Annotated in this window: 19 protein-coding genes; 18 read left to right on the plus strand and 1 reads right to left on the minus strand. The window is 68.3% G+C overall.

The features are described 5' to 3' along the window. Positions 1-29 precede the first annotated feature (29 nt). The 8 genes from EV646_RS14870 to EV646_RS14905 all read left to right on the plus strand — a co-directional run bounded on the left by EV646_RS14870 (position 30) and on the right by EV646_RS14905 (position 4849). Positions 30-374, plus strand: a complete 345-nt coding sequence (locus EV646_RS14870; RefSeq protein WP_132148726.1) for a hypothetical protein — start codon at positions 30-32, stop codon at positions 372-374. A 57-nt stretch (positions 375-431) separates the two neighbouring features. Beyond that, positions 432-809 (plus strand): hypothetical protein, encoded by a 378-nt coding sequence (locus tag EV646_RS14875; RefSeq protein ID WP_199236977.1) that lies wholly within the window; start codon positions 432-434, stop codon positions 807-809. Then, complete coding sequence (locus EV646_RS14880; RefSeq protein WP_132148728.1) at positions 806-1210, plus strand: hypothetical protein; 405 nt, start codon at positions 806-808, stop codon at positions 1208-1210. The genes EV646_RS14875 and EV646_RS14880 overlap by 4 nt, the downstream gene beginning before the upstream one ends. Beyond that, positions 1207-2718 carry a multicopper oxidase family protein gene (locus EV646_RS14885; RefSeq protein WP_132148730.1) on the plus strand — a complete coding sequence of 504 codons (1512 nt, stop codon included), beginning with the start codon at positions 1207-1209 and terminating at the stop codon, positions 2716-2718. The genes EV646_RS14880 and EV646_RS14885 overlap by 4 nt, the downstream gene beginning before the upstream one ends. A 120-nt stretch (positions 2719-2838) precedes the next feature. Further along, complete coding sequence (locus EV646_RS14890) at positions 2839-3177, plus strand: ArsR/SmtB family transcription factor (protein WP_132148732.1); 339 nt, start codon at positions 2839-2841, stop codon at positions 3175-3177. Further along, a complete protein-coding gene (locus tag EV646_RS14895; protein ID WP_132148734.1) occupies positions 3174-3644 on the plus strand; it encodes an SRPBCC domain-containing protein in 471 nt (156 codons plus the stop codon). Before EV646_RS14890 ends, EV646_RS14895 begins: the two co-directional genes overlap by 4 nt. Positions 3645-3647: 3 nt before the next feature. Then, positions 3648-4256 carry a dihydrofolate reductase family protein gene (locus tag EV646_RS14900; protein WP_132148736.1) on the plus strand — a complete coding sequence of 203 codons (609 nt, stop codon included), beginning with the start codon at positions 3648-3650 and terminating at the stop codon, positions 4254-4256. Between the two features lie 2 nt (positions 4257-4258). Then, positions 4259-4849, plus strand: coding sequence for a dihydrofolate reductase family protein (locus EV646_RS14905; RefSeq protein WP_132148738.1), 591 nt, complete (start codon positions 4259-4261; stop codon positions 4847-4849). Here the strand turns inward: EV646_RS14905 and EV646_RS14910 are convergent. Further along, on the minus strand, positions 4828-5475 hold the full coding sequence (locus EV646_RS14910) for a peptidyl-tRNA hydrolase (RefSeq protein ID WP_241995958.1): 648 nt from the start codon (positions 5473-5475) through the stop codon (positions 4828-4830). The two genes, EV646_RS14905 and EV646_RS14910, sit on opposite strands and share 22 nt — an antisense overlap. 144 nt (positions 5476-5619) lie before the next feature. Here EV646_RS14910 and EV646_RS14915 point away from each other — a divergent pair, with 144 nt between their 5' ends. The 10 genes from EV646_RS14915 to EV646_RS14960 all read left to right on the plus strand — a co-directional run bounded on the left by EV646_RS14915 (position 5620) and on the right by EV646_RS14960 (position 16974). Continuing rightward, positions 5620-6411 carry a thymidylate synthase gene (locus EV646_RS14915; protein WP_132148742.1) on the plus strand — a complete coding sequence of 264 codons (792 nt, stop codon included), beginning with the start codon at positions 5620-5622 and terminating at the stop codon, positions 6409-6411. Next, entirely contained in the window at positions 6408-6884 is a 477-nt protein-coding gene (locus EV646_RS14920) for a dihydrofolate reductase (RefSeq protein WP_132148744.1), read from the plus strand. The genes EV646_RS14915 and EV646_RS14920 overlap by 4 nt, the downstream gene beginning before the upstream one ends. Before the next feature lie 112 nt (positions 6885-6996). After that, the gene (locus tag EV646_RS14925) at positions 6997-8247 is read left to right on the plus strand and encodes a toxic anion resistance protein (protein WP_132148746.1); all 1251 of its coding nucleotides are present in this window, start codon (positions 6997-6999) and stop codon (positions 8245-8247) included. A 30-nt stretch (positions 8248-8277) separates the two neighbouring features. Further along, entirely contained in the window at positions 8278-8850 is a 573-nt protein-coding gene (locus EV646_RS14930; protein WP_132148748.1) for a hypothetical protein, read from the plus strand. Further along, positions 8847-10202: an AAA family ATPase gene (locus EV646_RS14935; protein ID WP_132148750.1), complete on the plus strand. Its 1356-nt coding sequence runs from the start codon at positions 8847-8849 to the stop codon at positions 10200-10202. Before EV646_RS14930 ends, EV646_RS14935 begins: the two co-directional genes overlap by 4 nt. Continuing rightward, positions 10199-11530, plus strand: coding sequence for a hypothetical protein (locus tag EV646_RS14940; RefSeq protein WP_132148752.1), 1332 nt, complete (start codon positions 10199-10201; stop codon positions 11528-11530). The genes EV646_RS14935 and EV646_RS14940 overlap by 4 nt, the downstream gene beginning before the upstream one ends. After that, the gene (locus tag EV646_RS14945) at positions 11527-12486 is read left to right on the plus strand and encodes a glutamate ABC transporter substrate-binding protein (protein WP_132148754.1); all 960 of its coding nucleotides are present in this window, start codon (positions 11527-11529) and stop codon (positions 12484-12486) included. Before EV646_RS14940 ends, EV646_RS14945 begins: the two co-directional genes overlap by 4 nt. Beyond that, positions 12483-13610 (plus strand): hypothetical protein, encoded by a 1128-nt coding sequence (locus tag EV646_RS14950; RefSeq protein WP_132148756.1) that lies wholly within the window; start codon positions 12483-12485, stop codon positions 13608-13610. Before EV646_RS14945 ends, EV646_RS14950 begins: the two co-directional genes overlap by 4 nt. Then, the gene (locus tag EV646_RS14955; RefSeq protein WP_132148758.1) at positions 13607-15928 is read left to right on the plus strand and encodes a serine/threonine-protein kinase; all 2322 of its coding nucleotides are present in this window, start codon (positions 13607-13609) and stop codon (positions 15926-15928) included. Before EV646_RS14950 ends, EV646_RS14955 begins: the two co-directional genes overlap by 4 nt. Continuing rightward, positions 15925-16974 (plus strand): PP2C family protein-serine/threonine phosphatase, encoded by a 1050-nt coding sequence (locus EV646_RS14960; protein ID WP_241995959.1) that lies wholly within the window; start codon positions 15925-15927, stop codon positions 16972-16974. The genes EV646_RS14955 and EV646_RS14960 overlap by 4 nt, the downstream gene beginning before the upstream one ends. Positions 16975-16980: the final 6 nt, after the last annotated feature.

Consider the following 16980-nt stretch of genomic DNA (forward strand, 5'->3'; position numbering starts at 1 on the left):
GTCGGTGTCGTCTGGCACCCTGAAGGGCGATGAGTGAGCCCGGGGTTTTGCTGACCGCCCGTGCCATGGTCCTGCACGACCTGGCCGCGCGGGGATTCGACGATGCGGTGATGGTGTCGCTGCTCGAGGACGCGGTGGCCGGCCGGCAGTGGTGGCTGGACCAGTGGCCCGACGGCGCGGAGCACATCGCCGGCCTGGTCGCGCAGGACGTCCAGGACCGCCTGGTCGACTCCGGAGTCCGCTGGCCGCGTTGCACCGCCTGCGACGACCTCAACGACCACGAGCTCCGGATCGAACCCGAGCTCGGCCCCGACCCACACTGGGTCTGCGAGAGGGCCGGAATCTCCGTGGCACCCCTGGGCCACCTCACGTAGCGCTCAGGGCGATAACTGATTGCCCTACATGTAGCCAGGCTACTATTGTCTGGCGACATGAAGTCCCTCGCCGCCCTCCGCCTGGTCGCCGCGGTGCACGCGATCGCGATCTGCCTGCAACCGATCCTCGCGGGCGTGTACCTGAACGGCTCCGGGTCCGCCCTCCGGATCCACGAGCCGATCGGCCTCGCCGTCACCTTCACCGGCGTCTTCCAGTTGCTGATAGCAACGATCTGGTGGCGCGGCGGTGGTCGCCTACTGGCACCAGTTGCGACGCTGCTCATCACGCTCGGCGAAGGCTTCCAGGTCGGCATGGGCTACAGCCGCCAGCTCGCCATCCACATCCCGCTCGGCATCGCCCTGGTCGCCGGCGCGGTCGGCTTCGCCGTCTGGACCAGCCGCCTGGTGCGCCGGCCCGTTGAGGTGGCGGCATGACGCCCGTACGCCGACCTCGCGCCACACTCTGGCTTCTCCGCATCACTCTGGTGCTGCACGCCGTACTCGTGAGCGCGCAGCCGATCCTGGCCGGCTACTTCCTGTCCGGTGACGTCGACGCGATGAACCTCCACAGTCCGATCGGTTCGACGCTCTGGATGGTGGCGATGCTGCAGTCCGTTGTCGCGCTCTTCTACTGCCTGGCCGGCGGCCGGGCCTGGCCGCTTCTGCTCACCGTCGGGTTGTTCTTCGCCGAGTTCGTCCAGCTCATCTTCGGCTCCCTGCAGAACTTCGCCGTCCACGTCCCACTCGGCACCGCGATCGTCATCACCGTCGTCTGGATGGCCGTCTGGTCCTTCCGCCCCGCAGCACGCCGTAGCCGCAAGGAGGCCACCTCATGAAGCTGTCCCGCCGCGGGTTCCTGACCGCCGCCGGAGCGCTCACACTGACCAGCTGCGGTCTCGAGGCCTCCCCCTCCCAGTCCGGCGAGCTCCTGCGCAGTCAGGCCCCATTACCCGAGCCCTTCAAGGTCCCACTGCCCATCCCGCCCGTGAAGAGGCCGGTGCGCACCGAAGCCGGCGTCGACTACTACCGCGTCGTACAGCGGAAGGCGAGCCTCGACATCCTCCCCGGCCTCAAGACCGAGGTCCTCGGGTACGACGGCCTCCTGCCAGGGCCCACTTTCGACGTACGGAGTGGGCGGACCACTGTGGTCGAGCAGGTCAACCAGCTCGACGTACCGACCGCCGTACATCTGCATGGCGGGCACACACCCGCCGCAAGCGACGGCTGGCCGCTGGACCTCCTCATGCCACCAGGCGAGCACAGTGGCCACGCTGGACACCACACCATGACCGGTGGGGATGTGAAGACCGGCAGCCGCACGTACACGTACCCGAACACGCAGCGGGCCGCCACACTCTGGTATCACGACCACCGCATGGACTACACCGCCCCACAGGTGTATCGCGGCCTTTTCGGACTGCACCTGATCCGCGACGACGAAGAGGACCAACTCCCTTTGCCCAAAGGCGATCGCGAGATCCCGCTGATCATCGCGGACCGCGCCTTCGCCGCCGACGGCTCATTCCTTTATCCAGCGGCCAAGGACGGACCGGGCGTCGAATCGAAGTACATGGAAGGTGTCATCGGAGACGTGACGCTGGTCAACGGCGCGCCCTGGCCGGTGCACGAGGTGGACGCGGTGCGCTACCGGCTCCGGATTCTCAACGCCGCCAATGCCCGTCGTTACGAGCTTGCCTTCGACAAAGGTCCCGCGAATTTCGTCCAGATCGGCAGCGACGGCGGCCTGCTCGACGCACCGATAGAGCACGAGACCTTGGTGATCGCGCCGGCCGAACGCTTCGACGTGATCGTCGACTTCTCGCAGTACCAGCCCGGCGACGAGGTCACGCTCGTCAACAAGCTCGACAACAACTCGAACGTCCTCCGCTTCAAGGTCGCCCGAAAGGCCAGCGACGACAGCCGCATCCCCGCCAAGCTGTCGTCGTACGCCATACTGCCGAAGCCGTCCGGCGTCGTACGGCGAGAGTGGCGGTTCAGGCGTGGTGACGCCGGTGGGCACAAGGGCTGGACGATCAACGGGAAGCCGTTCGATCCCGAGGTGATGCAGGCGCAGGTGAAGCTGGACCAGGACGAGATCTGGAGCTTCGTCACCGACGTCCACCACCCGGTGCATGTCCATCTCGCGCCGTTCCAGGTCCTGAGCCGGCGCGGCAAGGGCCGAGGTCCGTACGACGCCGGCTGGAAGGACACCGTGGACATCCGCCCGGCCGAGGTGGTCGAGGTGCTGGTCAAGTTCACCGCCCACAAGGGCAAATACCTGATCCACTGCCACAACCTCGAACACGAGGACATGGCGATGATGGCCGGCTTCGAAACCATCTGAGCCCCCATCAACCCGGCAGCAGACACGGCTGCCGGGTTTTTCTCTGCCCACGGGTTGACGGCCGGACAGCCACCTGCTTATATTCAACACATCAGTTGATCAACGGAATGGTTGATAAAGATGGCTGTTGATGACGACCAGCTCGACCGGGCCTTCGCCGCACTCGGCGATCCGGTCCGGCGGGCGATGATCGCGCGGCTGTCCCGCGGTCCGGCCACGGTGAACGAACTGGCCGAACCGTTCCCGATCACGAAGCAGGCGGTGTCGCGGCACATCCAGGTGCTCGAGGCCGCCGGGCTGATCTCCCGGAGCCGGGACGGCCAGCGCCGCCCGTGCCATCTGGAGCCGGCCGTCCTCGAGGCGCTGACGAGCTGGATCGACGACTACCGGCTCGAGACCGAGCGCCGCTTCCGCCGAATGGACGCAGTACTCAGAACCGTGAAGGAGCAGGAGAAATGAACGCCACCACCATCAACACCCCCGCCGGCACCCCGTTCGTCGAGGTCACCCGCGAGTTCGACGCCACCCCGGCCCAGCTGTTCCGGGTGATGACCGACCCAAACCTGGTCGACCAGTGGCTCGGCCCGGAAGGCCTCGAGGCGACCATCGAGCAGTACGACGTCCGCCCGGGCGGCACCTACCGCTACATCCACAAGGACGAGTCCGGCGAGTACGCCTTCCGCGGCGTCTTCCACACCGTCGAGCAGGACAAGCTGGTCATCCAGACCTTCGAGTGGGAAGGCGCTCCGGGTGAGGTCTGCATCGAGAAGATGAGCCTCGAGCCGACCGAGACCGGCGTCCGGCTGAACCAGCGCTCGGTGTTCCCGTCGGTCGAGGCCCGCGACCAGTCGATCGAGTACGGCATGAACGACGGCATCAACGCCTCGATGGACCGGCTCGCCGCACTGGTCGCCAAGGAGAGCTGAGCCATGACCGAGGTCATCGTCGACATCTCGGTCTCGCTGGACGGCTACGTCACCGGGCCCAATGTCAGTATCGACAACGGGCTCGGGGACGGCGGCGAAGCCCTGCACAGCTGGGTCTTCGAGGGCAACGACCAGGACCGCAAGGTGCTGGACGACGCGTTCGAGGCGACCGGCGCGGTCATCCAGGGCCGGAACCTGTTCGACATCATCGACGCCCCGAAGGGCTGGAACGACGAGATGGGGTACGGCGCCAAGCCGACCGGCGAGGTCAATCCGCCCATCTTCGTGGTCACCCACTCGGCGCCGGCGAAGACCAGGCTGGGCGACCGGTTCCGGTTCGTCACCGACGGCGTCGAGAGCGCGGTCGCCCAGGCGAAGGAAGTTGCCGGGGGCAAGGACGTGTTCGTGATGGGCGGCGGGCAGATCTGTCACCAGGTGCTCGCCGCCGGGCTGGCCGACGTACTGCGGCTGCACGTCGCGCCCGTCGTACTGGGTGATGGAACGCGACTGTTCCCAGCCGTTGCAGCGCCGACGTACGCGTTGGACCTGGTCGAGTCGATCTCGACGCCGGCCGCGCAGCACATCACCTATCGAGTCAGGAAGGCGGGTTGATCATGGGTAAGGTGATCGCCTCGGCCGTGGTCTCGCTGGACGGCTTCGTCGCGGACACCGAAGACGGTGTGGGCGCGCTGTTCGACTGGTACACCAACGGCCCGGTCGAGGTCTACGGGAGCGACCCGGGACGCCCCTTCCACGTCAGCCAGGCGAGTGCCGACTACATCAACGCGACGTGGCCGAACATCCGCTCCTGCGTGATCGGGCGGCACCTGTTCGACCTCACCAACGGCTGGAACGGCGTCCCGTCGGTGGGTGACCGCGTCTTCGTGGTCACCCACGAGCCGCCGACCGACTGGCCGTTCCCGGAGGCACCGTTCACCTTCGTGAACGGGATCGAGAACGCGATCGCCCAGGCCAAGGAGCATGCCGGCGACCACGACGTCGTCGTCACCGGCGGCAACCTGACCGGCCAAGCGCTCGCGGCCGGGCTGGTCGACGAGATTGCCTACAACCTCGCCCCGGTCGTCTTCGGCCGCGGCGTCCGCTTCTTCGGCGACTACGCCGGCGAGCACGTCCTACTGGACAACCCGAAGGTCATCGAGGGCGACCGGGTCACCCACCTGCACTACCGCGTCAGCAAGGGATGATCCGCGATGACGGTCCGCGAACCCGGTGCCACCTCGGTGAAGCCGGCGTCCTGGACCACCGGGAGCCCGCTCGTCAGCAACCTCTGCCACTGCCCGGGGGTGGCGGTGCGAACCGCCAGCGCGAAGTCCGCCGCCACCCACTCCTTCCGGCCGCTCTCTGACAGCGCCAGCCACGCAAGATGCGCGGCGTGGCCGCACTGCGCCATCGCCTTCCCGCTCGACATCGTCAGCCCAGGATTGATCCACAACACCGGGGATTCCGGGGCATCAAGGTCGTCAGGATCCTCGAAATCGGTCCCGGTCACCTGCAGCTTGGCGAGATCCTTCGGTACGGCGTCCAGCGGTACGGGCGGGAACACCCGAACCTCGGCGGTGTCGCCGGTCACCGTGATGCCGGGAAGCGCTTCGGCTCGCCGCCACTCGGCGCCCCGAGCCCGTCGTACGACCTTCCTGATCCGCGCGTCCTGCCAAGCCCGCATCGCCTCGGCCCACTCGCCCTCGCCGATCGATCGCTCGTCGGCCAGGATCGCCAGTACGGCGCGAGCCGCCGTCTCCAGCGCATCCGTCTGACCCGGCCGCGCATTCTTCTCGACCCGCACCACCAAGGTCAGCACGTACTCGTCCACGGAGGCGAGTCTGCCAGCCCGGACCTCCAGGCCATCACAATGACCACCGCCGCCGTCCCACAAGCGTCGGGTCGGCAGCCGGGCGCAATTGTGATGGCCTGGCGGTCCGCCGGACTGTCGGCGATGGGTGTTAGCTTGGCGTGCATGCAGCAGTATCTGGAGCTTCTTCGGCATGTGCTGGATCACGGGGTGCAGAAGGGCGACCGCACTGGAACGGGCACTCTGAGTGTCTTCGGCCACCAGTCGCGCTACGACCTGCGCGCCGGCTTCCCGGCGGTGACGACCAAGAAGCTGCATCTGCGCTCCGTGATCGGGGAGCTGATCTGGTTCCTCAGCGGTTCCACCAACGTGAAGTGGCTGCACGAGAACAACATCGGCATCTGGGACGAGTGGGCGGACGAGAACGGCGATCTCGGCCCGGTCTACGGCTACCAGTGGCGGTCCTGGCCGACTCCGGACGGGCGGCACGTGGACCAGATCGCCGGCGTGATCGAGTCGATCAAGAACAACCCGGACTCCCGCCGGCACATCGTCAACGCCTGGAACGTGGCAGACGTGGACAGCATGGCGCTGCCGCCGTGCCACACCATGTTCCAGTTCTACGTCGCCGAAGGACGGCTGTCCTGCCAGCTGTACCAGCGGTCCGCCGACATCTTCCTCGGCGTGCCGTTCAACATCGCGTCGTACGCGCTGCTCACCCACATGGTCGCGCAGCAGGCCGGGCTCGAGGTCGGCGACTTCGTCCACACGCTCGGCGACGCGCACCTCTACCTGAACCACCTGGATCAAGCCCGCTTGCAGCTGACTCGTGAGCCGCGGCCGCTGCCGACGCTGCAGCTGGCGCAGCGCGACTCGATCGACTCCTACGAGATCGCCGACGTCGAACTGGTCGGGTACGACCCGCACCCCGGGATCAAGGCGCCCATCGCCGTATGAGCGTGATCCTGATCGCCGCGGTCGGCGCCAATGGCGTGATCGGGCGGGACAACGACCTGCCGTGGCGTATCCGCGAGGATCTGCAGCACTTCAAGCAGCTCACGCTCGGCCACACGCTGGTGATGGGCCGCAAGACGTACGACTCCATCGGCCGCCCGCTGCCAGGCCGTCGTACGGTCGTCGTCACCCGGCAACAGGACTGGTCCGCCGACGGCGTCGACGTCGTCCACACCCTCGAAGAGGCACTCAAGTACGACGGCGACCTCTACGTGGCCGGCGGGGGCGAGATCTACCGACAGGCGCTCCCGTACGCCGAGCGGCTCGAACTCACCGAAGTCGACCAGTCCCCCGCCGGTGACGTCACCTTCCCCACCATCGACCCCACCGCCTGGATCGAGACCGCCCGCGACCCCCACCACGGCTTCACCTTCGTCAGCTACTGCCGGAAGCCAGCTACTGCCGAAAGTAAGTAACAACGAGTGCACAACGGGGGAAGCCAGTAGGCCCTGGAACCGCGTAGATTGTGTGCGCGTCACGGAGGTGACAGTGCATATGCCGGGGGCGCCTCGCGGAGGGGAAACCACGATGACCGAAAGCGACAACACACCAGCAGCCGCTGCCGCGGCAGCGCCTTTGCAGCCGCCGACGGCGACCGCGCCGGGGCTGATACTGACCGCGCCGCCGCCGTCACAGCCTGTAGCGGCCACGGCGGCGCCGAGCATGGCGCCCGCGGTCGATCCAGGCGCGCTGCCCGGGCTCGACGCGAAGGTCGACACCTTCCTGACCGCGCTGATGGCGGCCGAGCCACGCTCCCCCGAGTTCGCCGCGAAGGCGACCGACGTCCGCAGCATGGGCGACCTCGACATCCGGGCCGCGGCGGACAGCTCGAACCGGCTGCTGAAGTCGCCGGTCCGCGCGCTGCAGGAAGGCGGCCTGTCGGAGGGTTCGACCGTAGGCAAGACGCTGCTGGAGCTTCGCCGTACGGTCGAGGACCTGGACCCGAAGGAAGCGACCGGCCCGAAGAAGCTGCTCGGGATGATCCCGTTCGGGGACAAGATCGAGGACTACTTCCGCAAGTACCAGAGCGCGCAGAGCCACCTCGAGGGCATCCTGCACGCGCTGCGCAACGGCCAGGACGAGCTCGGCAAGGACAACGCCGCGCTGAATCTGGAGAAGCAGCAGCTCTGGGACGCGATGACCCGGCTGAACCAGTACGTGTACGTCGCCGAGCGGCTCGACGCCCGGCTGTCCGCGGCCATCGCCGAACTGGAGGCGACCAACCCGGACAAGGCCAAGGCATTCCGCGAGGACGTGCTGTTCTACGTCCGGCAGAAGCACCAGGACCTGCTCACCCAGCTGGCCGTGTCGATCCAGAACTACCTGGCGATCGACATCGTCATCAAGAACAACATCGAGCTGATCAAGGGCGTCGACCGCGCGTCCACCACCACAGTCTCGGCGTTGCGTACGGCGGTCATCGTGGCGCAGGCGCTGGGCAACCAGAAGCTGGTGCTGGACCAGATCAGCGCGCTGAACACCACCACCAGCGGCATGATCGAGCGCACCTCGCAGATGCTGAAGGACAACTCGGTGGCGATCCAGCAGCAGGCCGCGTCGGCGACGATCGGGCTGCCACAGCTGCAGGCCGCGTTCGCGAACATCTACGCGACCATGGACGCGATCGACACCTTCAAAGTGGAGGCGCTGGACAACATGGCGGCCACCATCGGCACGCTGGAGACCGAGGTGACCAAGTCCCGCGCGTACCTGGACCGGGTCGCGCAACAGGACCAGCGGGTCGTGCACGGCAGTCTCGACCTCGACCTCGGTCGCTGAATCAGAACCTAGCTGGGGGACGGGGAGTGTATGGCGCTCGGTGACTTCTTCGCGCGGCTGACCGGCCGCAAGCAGGAGCCCGAGCCTGCCCCTGTTCCCCGTCCGCCGACCACCGACGATCTGCTCGCGTCGCTGACCCGGGTCGAGCAGTTGGTTGCCGACGGCGCCGTACCGGCGGTGGTCGCGTCCCGCGTGGCGCGGGTGGTGCGGACGGTGCGGGAGACGATCCCGCGGCTCGGCAACCTGGGTGGCAACGCGCAGGCGTACTCCGTGATGGCTACGGCGACGGACTACCTGCCAGAGGCAATCGGTGGGTACCTGCGGCTGCCACGGCAGTGGGCGGACACGCGGCCGGTCGACAAGGGCAAGACGTCGTTGATGATCCTGATCGATCAGTTGGACCTCTTGGGCTCCACGATGGACAAGGTGTTCGACGCGGTGAACCGGGCCGACGCGGCGGCGCTGATCGCCCACGGCAGGTTCCTGCAGGAGAAGTTCGGCACCGGCTCAACCGGCGGAGGCTTGGCACTCGGCCCGACGACGTCGACGCCACCACCAGACACAGGACCACTGGCACCACCTTCAGGACGGGGAGGGACATGAGCGGCGAGGGGGGCAGCAAGTCCTTGCAGCAAGCAGTGTCAGCGCTGCTGACTGTAGCCACTCGTGCCGGCATCCCGGAGGAGACTGCTCGGGCAGAGGCGCTCTCACTGGCTGCCGCGCTGGCCGAGTCGGCGCCCGGCGCCCCTGGTGACTGGGCGAAGGTCACACCCGGCTCCACGACGCAGGGCTTCTTCGACGCGGCTGTGCGTGGACGCCGCTGGCGTGGCGCACCGACCGCCGTACTGTCCGAGCTGGTCGCGCAGGGCTCGCCGGAGAAGGTTGCGTACGCCGAAGCGCTGGCGGAGGTGGCGTCGTCGGCTTGCACGCTGGGTGAGCCCACCATGCGTGTCATCGGCAACGCTTCGGTCGCTGCCGCAGCACAGCTGCAGGCTGCCGGCGCTCGGCCACTCCAAGCCGGTACGACGCCAGCCGGTACGACGCCTGTCGCCGAACCCAAGCCAGCCGCCGCACCCAAGCCCGAGGCTGCCGTCGAGCAGGAGCCAGCCAAGACTGTCGAAGAGCTGCTGGCCGAGCTGGATGAGTTGACCGGGCTGGCCAAGGTGAAGCGTGAGGTGCACCGGCAGGTCGCCGTACTGCGGGTGGAGAAGCTGCGGACCGAGGCGGGGCTGAAGAGTCCGACCATCACCAGGCACCTGGTGTTCGTGGGCAATCCGGGCACCGGCAAGACCACGGTGGCTCGGCTGGTCAGTGGGATCTACAAGGCGCTCGGTCTGCTCTCCAAGGGACAGCTGGTCGAGGTGGACCGGTCTGAGCTGGTCGCCGGGTACCTGGGCCAGACGGCGACCAAGACAGCCGATGTGGTCGCGTCGGCCGCGGGCGGGGTGCTGTTCATCGACGAGGCGTACAGCCTGACCGCGGGCGACTTCGGCGCCGACCAGTACGGCCGGGAGGCGGTCGACACGCTGGTCAAGGAGATGGAGGACCGGCGCGACGACCTGGTCGTGATCGTGGCCGGCTATCCCGAGCCGATGGAGGTCTTCATCGCGGCGAACCCGGGCCTGGCCAGCCGCTTCCGTACGACGATCGCGTTCGACGACTACAGCGACGACGAGCTGAGCGACATCCTCACCGGGCTGGCCGAAGGTGCCGACTACGAGCTGGTCCCGGCCGCGCTGACGAAGTTCCGGGAGATCCTCGCCGGGACGCCGCGGGACCGGTCGTTCGGCAACGGCCGGTTCGCCCGGAACGTGCTGGAGGCCGCGATCGGCCGGCACGCCTGGCGGCTCCGCGACGTCACGGCACCCACCAAGGACCAACTGCGTCAGATCCTCGCCGAGGACCTCACCGACGAAGGTGACGAGTCTGGCCAGATTGAAGGAGAACAGGCGTGACCCAGACCCAGAGTGCGCCGCCCGCGGACTGGTCGCCGCCGGCTCAGCAGCCCGCGACACCGGCCGTGCAGCCGCCCGGCGCGCGTAGGGCGAGCGCGCAAAGTCCGATCAAGGCCTGGTTCGAGGGCACCCCGGGCCGGATGCGGGCGCTGCTGATCCTGGCCGCTGTGATGAGCGTCGTCTTCGGCGCCGCCGCGGCGCAGGGCTTCAGCCAATCCGAGGGCGCCCTCACCCGCGCCGAGGCCAACGCCGCGCAACTGGTCCGCATCCAGGCGATCCACACCAACCTGGTCAGTGCGAACGCCGATGCCACCAACGCCTTCCTCGTCGGTGGTCTCGAGCCGCCAGAGCAGCGCCAGCACTTCGTCGACTCGATGGCCGAGGCCGCCCGCCTGATCGCCGAGGCCGCGACCGCGCAGCCCGCCGACAAGGACGCGCTCGGCGCGCTCAACCAGACCCTGATCACGTACGACGGCCTGATCGAGCAGGCCCGGGCCAACAACCGCCAGGGCCTCCCGATCGGATCGCAGTACCTCAAGGACGCCAACGCCTTACTGCAGAATGACTCGCTGCCGCTGGTGAAGGCGCTCGTCCAGGCCAACGAGGAGCGCGTCGGCACCGAGTTCGACGGAGTTGGCAACGGCAACATCTGGTTGCTCACCGGCGGCCTGCTGACGCTGGTCGTCTTCGGGTTCACCCTGCGCTGGCTGGCCCGTCGCACGCACCGCTATATCAACCTCCCGATCGCGGCCGGTGCCGTGCTCGTCCTGCTCACCACATTGATCGGCGGGTTCGCGCTGGCCGGCGCGTCGTCGGACGCGGCCGACACGCATCAGGGTGCCTACGACCAGACGCTGGCGTTGTCCCGGGCCCGGATCGCGGCGTACGACGCCAGGTCGAACGAGAGCCTCACCTTGATCGCCCGTGGCTCCGGCGATGCCTACGAGCAGGCGTATCAGGAGTCGGCCCGCGTGGTCGACGATCAGCTCAGCAAGGTCGACGGCGTCGGCGCCACGCTGGAACAGCAGTGGAAGGACTACAAGGAGATCCACGCCGGGATCCGTACGACGGATACCGGCGGCAACTGGGAGAAGGCCGTCGACATGGCGATCGGCCGGGACCCGCAAGTGAGTTCCGTGAAGGCGTTCAGCGCGTTCGACGAGAACTCGGCGACCCAGCTGAAGTCGACGAGCGGCGAGGTCCACACCGAACTGATCAGCGCCCGCGACGGCCTGCCGCCGATCGGCTGGCTCGGTCTGCCGATCGGGATCGCGGCCGCACTGCTGGCCGCCTGGGGTATGTCGCAGCGACTGGGGGAATACCGATGAAGAAGCTCCTGGCCCCGATGGTCGTGATCCTGCTGGCCGCAACAGCGTGTGGCTCGGGGAACTACGAGGCGACCCAGATCCCGCCGAAGGTGCAGCCGTCCCAGGCGGCCGCCGCTCCCCCGGCGGCGCAGCCCAACTGCGGCAACCCACTGGAGTCGTACACCCCCGAGGGCGCGATGCCGCAACCGCTCGCGATGCCGGACGGCAGCTACATGGAGAAGATCCAGCAGCGTGGCCGGCTGATCGCCGGGGTGTCCGCGGACAGCCTGAACCTCGGTGCGCGCAACCCGATCACCGGCAAGATCGAGGGCTTCGACATCGACATGGTCAAGGCCGTCGCGAAAGCCATCTTCGGCGACGAGAACAAGATCGAACTGCGGGTGATCTCCAGCCCGCAGCGCATCCCGGTGCTGAAGAACGAGCAGGTCGACATCGTCGCGCGGAACATGACGATCAACTGCGCCCGCTGGAAGCAGATCGCCTTCTCCGCCGAGTACTACCGCTCCGGCCAGAGGACGCTCGTACCGCGCGACGAGACGGCGACAAGCATCAAGCAACTGGCCGGAAAGACCATCTGCGCCCCGGCCGGGTCGACGAGCTTGGACAACCTGAAGAAGGAGAACCCGGGGGCAGTGCCGATCACCGCCGACACCGACACCGGCTGTCTGGCGCTGTTCCAGTCCGGCAAGGCCTACGCCATCACCGGTGACGACACGGTACTCGCGGGCGACGCCGCACAGGACCCGTACGCCAAGGTGCTCAAGGAGCGATTCAGCGACGAGCCGTACGGCCTCGGCATGTCGCTGAAGCACCCTGAGTTCGTGCGGTTCGTGAACCAGGTGCTCGCGCAGTCGAAGGCGGACGGCACCTGGATGGCGTCGTACAACAAGTGGCTCGCGCCCGCCCTCGGCAAGCTGGCGGCTCCGCCGGTGGCCGTCTATGGCAGGACTCCATGACAGTTCGTACGCCGACCGCGACGGCGCCGGCACCGCCGGGGAAGATCGGCAGCAGCATTCCGGCGACGGAGCTGCTGTCGTTCCTCGACGCGCTCGGCACCTGGCGGGACCGGCGCAAGGCGGAGCTGGACGAGCTGGACCAGGCCGCCCTGCACTCCCCCGACGCCGACGCGCTGAGTGCGGACGTCGTACTGTCGATGGCGGTGTGGAAGGCAGTCTCCGACCGGTACGAGCTGATCCTGGTCACCTGGGATTCCGGCCGGGTCGGGGCGAAGGAGACCGAGCGGATCTCGACACTGATCTGGGGCGGTCTGGACGCCGGCGGCGCCGGTGGCTCGCTGGCGGTTTCGTTGCCTGAGGCATGCAAGTTGTCGGACGCGCTGGCCGCCAGCCTGCGCGGCAAGCTCGCCCTCGAACCGGGCGATGCCGATCTCGCCGCCCGGCTGCGTCAGTTGCGCGCGCAGGTCGAGCGGATCAACGACATGGTCAAGGTCGAGCCGGCCAGCACCCGCAACAAGGCGATCGCGACGCACCACGATCTCGATCGCCGAGTCACCGACCTGACCGAGCGTGCCAAGCGTGGCGCGGACATCGGTGGGTTGATCGGTCCGCTCGAGATGGACGCTGCGCGGACCGAGCGCGACCTCATCGTCGGTGCCGCGACGCGGAAGGAGCGAGCGGGCGATGTCGCGCGTGCCCGGTCGTTGCGGGGTGAGCTGGAGGCACAGGGCACCGCCGTACGGGCTCTGGCCGACCGGGCCGTTGCGGCTGTCACGCCTGCGCCACGTCTCGCCGTACCGGATGTGACTGCGATCGGGCCGGTGCCGAACACGCCGGCTGAGCTGGAGAAGTACCTGACCCGGCTGGACGCCGTACGGCGTGCGCTGGGACAGGCGCAGGCGGCGTACGGCGCGGCGCTCGAACGCCGGGACGAGCTGGCTGCGCGGCTGGACGCGTATCAGGTGAAGGCAGCCAAGCTGGCGCCATCGAATGAAGATCTTGCCGAGTTGTACCGGCGTGGCCGCGGGGTGATCGAGTCGGAACCGGTCGACCTGATCCGGCTGGCCGCACTCGTCGCGGCGTACCAGGCTTACCTGGATAGCACGGGAGGGACCACCAAATGACGACGTGTACGCAGCCTGGCTGCACCGGCACCATCGTGGACGGCTACTGCGATGTCTGCGGATCGCCGGCGGCAACTACGGCGGTGAAGAGCTCTTCGGCCGGCGCCTGCAACCAGCCTGGCTGCACCGGCACGTATGTGGACGGGTACTGCGACGTCTGCGGCTCGCCAGCGGACGGCGGCACGGCTCCTGACCCGATCAGCACCCCCTCGACGGTCTCCCGCGCATCCAACCGGCTCGCGTCGACACCACTCGGCTCCGCCCGCGCCCAGGCGGCTGGTTCCAAGCTGACCCGCAAGCTCGGTACGTCGTCCACCCGGCTGCGCGGCGCGCGTCTCGGCGCCGGCCTGACCCACGTGCCGTCGATTCCCGCGATCGACGCGAGCAAGGCGATCCTGGCCAATCCGATGGTCCCCGAGGACCGCCGGAACTGCCCGAACTGCGGCCATGCGGTCGGCCGGTCCCGCGGTGACCAGCCGGGCCGGACCGAGGGCTTCTGCCCGAAGTGCCGCAGCAAGTTCTCCTTCTCGCCCAAGCTGCACGCGGGCGACCTGGTCGGCGGTCAGTACGAGGTGGCCGGCTGCCTGGCGCACGGCGGCTTCGGCTGGATCTACCTGGCCCAGGACAAGAACGTGTCCGACCGGTGGGTGGTGCTCAAGGGCCTGCTGAACTCCGAGGACCCGGACGCCGTCGCGGCCGCGATCGCGGAGCAGACCTTCCTGGCCCGGGTCGAGCACCCGCTGATCGTCGAGATCTACAACTTCGTCAAGCACGATGGCGCCGGCTACATCGTGATGGAGTACGTCGGCGGCACCTCGCTGAAGACGTTGCTCAAGCAACGAATGGCCGCCAACAAGGGCGAGTACGACGCACTGCCGATCGACCAGGCCATCGCGTACATCCTGGAGATCCTGCCGGCCTTCTCCTACCTGCACGACCTCGGCCTGCTGTACTGCGACTTCAAGCCGGACAACATCATCCAGGTCGGTGACGCGGTCAAGCTGATCGACCTCGGCGGTGTCCGGCGGATCGACGACCTGGATTCCGCGATCTACGGCACGGTCGGCTTCCAGGCGCCTGAGGTCGCCGACGTCGGCCCGTCGATCGCGTCCGACATCTACACGCTGGGCCGGACGCTGTGCGTGCTGGCGATGGAGTTCCGCGGCTACCAGTCCAAGTTCGTGGACTCGCTGCCGCCGGTGAGCGACGTACCGCTGTTCCAGAAGTACGACTCGGTCTACCGGCTGCTCTTGAAGGCGTGCGCGAAGGACCCGGCGGACCGGTTCCAGACGGCTGACGAGTTCCGGGTGCAGTTGCTCGGCGTACTGCGTGAAGTCGTCGCGGACAAGCAGGGTGACAAGGCAGCTCAGCACTCGGCGTCGTCGCTGCTGTTCGAGGGCTCTGGCGACCGGGGCGTCGGGTCAGACGACTCAGCGACGTCTTGGCGTCAGCTGCCCGCACTGGCACCGGACCCCGGCGACAAGCAGGCCGGCTGGCTGAAGACCGTGAGTGTGCCAGACGCAGAAAAGCGACTGGAGGTGCTCGTCGACGCGCCGGAGTCGTCTCCGCAGGTCTTGCTGGAGATCGCACAGGCCGCACTCGAGGTGGGCGAGGCCCGCTACGACATGGTCGACACTGCGGTCTCCGACCTGCTCGCCGGGGACCCGTGGGAGTGGCGGGCCGTGTGGATGGCCGGTCTGGTCGCGCTGGCCCGTGGCGACTCGCCCGGAGCCCAGTCGGCCTTCAACGCGGTGTACGGCCAGGTGCCGGGTGAGCTGGCGCCCAAGCTCGCGCTGGCGATCGCCTGTGAGCTGAGTGGCGAGTACGACGTTGCCGAAGGCCTCTACCTCACCTGCGCACGCACCGACGCCAACTACATCGCACCGTCCGCTTTCGGGCTGGCGAGCATCCGTTCCAAGCGTGGCGACCTCGACGGCGCCATCGCGGCGCTCGACCTGGTGCCGCGGACCAGCGGCGCGTACATCCGCGCCCGTCGCCAACGAGCCGGTCTGCTGGCAGGATCGGGCCGTGGCCTGCCCGCGCTGGCCGAGGCGATGGACAGCATCGAGTCGCTGACCATCGACCCGGTCGACCGGGCCAACCTGGCCGCGAGCGTGTTCCGGGCCGCGCTGGACGTGGTCCAGCAGTCCGGTCCGCAGCAAGGGCTGCGGATCGACGGACGAGAGGCGACCGAGCCGGCCCTGCGGGACGGGCTCGAGGCCACCTACCGTCAGCTGGCCGGGCAGGCGCAAAGCCGGCCGGAGAGGATCGCCCTGGTCGACCTGGCCAACGAAGTTCGAGGATGGACGGTGCGATGACGAGTACGACCCAGACGGTCTGCCCCAGCTGTGGTGGCCCGGTGTCCGAGGCCGACCGCTACTGCGAGGCCTGCGGGGCGGAGCTCCAGGCGGCAGCCGCTGCGCCCGCTACTCCTGCCTTGGACACCGACACCGAGCCGACTGTCGAGATCAACACCAATCCGGTCGATCCGTGCCACTCCTGTGGCGGCGTGGTCGGTGCGGACGGCTACTGCGAGACCTGCGGCACCAAGGCGGTCAAGCCGCGCGACCACTTCACCGAGCAGCCCGCACCGTGGGTGGCCGGGACGTGTGACCGCGGCATCCGGCACAGCCGCAACGAGGACGCTATGGCCATCGCGGCCGACGCAGAGCCGGGCAGCCGGGCTCTGCTGGTCGTCTGCGACGGAGTCAGCTCGTCGCTGGATTCGGACGTCGCCAGTCTGGCCGCGGCACGAGCCGCCCGAGACGTCCTGGTCGCCGGTCACGCCCAGGGGATGGGCACCGAGTCCTCCAAGAACAGCGCGGTCGTTGCCCGGCTCAATGCGGCTGCTGATGCTGCCAATGACGCCGTACTGGAGAACACGAGTCCGGACAGTCCGAACCCGGCGTCGTGCACGTTCGTGGCGGCTGTGCTGGAGGACGGCTTGCTGGTGGCCGGTGTGGTTGGCGACAGCCGCGCGTACTGGTTCCCGGACGACGGCGAGGCCGTTGGACTCACCGTGGACGACTCGTGGGCGGCTGAGCTCATCGCTACCGGTATCCCGCGGGCCCAGGCCGAGTCCGGTCCACACGCGCACGCGATCACCCGCTGGCTCGGCAAGGACGCACCGGACCACACCCCGCGTACGACGACGCTCCGGGTGACCGGGCCGGGTTGGCTCATGGCCTGCTCGGACGGCCTCTGGAACTACTGCTCCGAGGCGGCACCGCTGGCCGACCTCACACGTCAGACAGCTGCGGCGAACGGTGGCGATCCACTGGCCACCTCGTCCGCCCTGGTCGACTGGGCCAACGCCCAGGGCGGTCAGGACAACATCACCGTCGCCCTGGCACGGCTGGCCTAACCCTTA

Source organism: Kribbella antiqua (assembly GCF_004345665.1).
Classification (GTDB): Bacteria; Actinomycetota; Actinomycetes; order Propionibacteriales; family Kribbellaceae; genus Kribbella; species Kribbella antiqua.

Bases quoted from the DNA above. Each gene is read 5' to 3' on its own strand.
- EV646_RS14945 (WP_132148754.1), top strand. From the start codon at position 11,527: ATGAAGAAGCTCCTGGCCCCGATGGTCGTGATCCTGCTGGCCGCAACA.
- EV646_RS14920 (WP_132148744.1), top strand. From the start codon at position 6,408: ATGAGCGTGATCCTGATCGCCGCGGTCGGCGCCAATGGCGTGATCGGG.
- EV646_RS14900 (WP_132148736.1), top strand. From the start codon at position 3,648: ATGACCGAGGTCATCGTCGACATCTCGGTCTCGCTGGACGGCTACGTC.
- EV646_RS14935 (WP_132148750.1), top strand. From the start codon at position 8,847: ATGAGCGGCGAGGGGGGCAGCAAGTCCTTGCAGCAAGCAGTGTCAGCG.
- EV646_RS14915 (WP_132148742.1), top strand. From the start codon at position 5,620: ATGCAGCAGTATCTGGAGCTTCTTCGGCATGTGCTGGATCACGGGGTG.
- EV646_RS14925 (WP_132148746.1), top strand. From the start codon at position 6,997: ATGACCGAAAGCGACAACACACCAGCAGCCGCTGCCGCGGCAGCGCCT.
- EV646_RS14930 (WP_132148748.1), top strand. From the start codon at position 8,278: ATGGCGCTCGGTGACTTCTTCGCGCGGCTGACCGGCCGCAAGCAGGAG.
- EV646_RS14875 (WP_199236977.1), top strand. From the start codon at position 432: ATGAAGTCCCTCGCCGCCCTCCGCCTGGTCGCCGCGGTGCACGCGATC.
- EV646_RS14950 (WP_132148756.1), top strand. From the start codon at position 12,483: ATGACAGTTCGTACGCCGACCGCGACGGCGCCGGCACCGCCGGGGAAG.
- EV646_RS14960 (WP_241995959.1), top strand. From the start codon at position 15,925: ATGACGAGTACGACCCAGACGGTCTGCCCCAGCTGTGGTGGCCCGGTG.
- EV646_RS14890 (WP_132148732.1), top strand. From the start codon at position 2,839: ATGGCTGTTGATGACGACCAGCTCGACCGGGCCTTCGCCGCACTCGGC.
- EV646_RS14955 (WP_132148758.1), top strand. From the start codon at position 13,607: ATGACGACGTGTACGCAGCCTGGCTGCACCGGCACCATCGTGGACGGC.
- EV646_RS14905 (WP_132148738.1), top strand. From the start codon at position 4,259: ATGGGTAAGGTGATCGCCTCGGCCGTGGTCTCGCTGGACGGCTTCGTC.
- EV646_RS14895 (WP_132148734.1), top strand. From the start codon at position 3,174: ATGAACGCCACCACCATCAACACCCCCGCCGGCACCCCGTTCGTCGAG.
- EV646_RS14870 (WP_132148726.1), top strand. From the start codon at position 30: ATGAGTGAGCCCGGGGTTTTGCTGACCGCCCGTGCCATGGTCCTGCAC.
- EV646_RS14885 (WP_132148730.1), top strand. From the start codon at position 1,207: ATGAAGCTGTCCCGCCGCGGGTTCCTGACCGCCGCCGGAGCGCTCACA.
- EV646_RS14880 (WP_132148728.1), top strand. From the start codon at position 806: ATGACGCCCGTACGCCGACCTCGCGCCACACTCTGGCTTCTCCGCATC.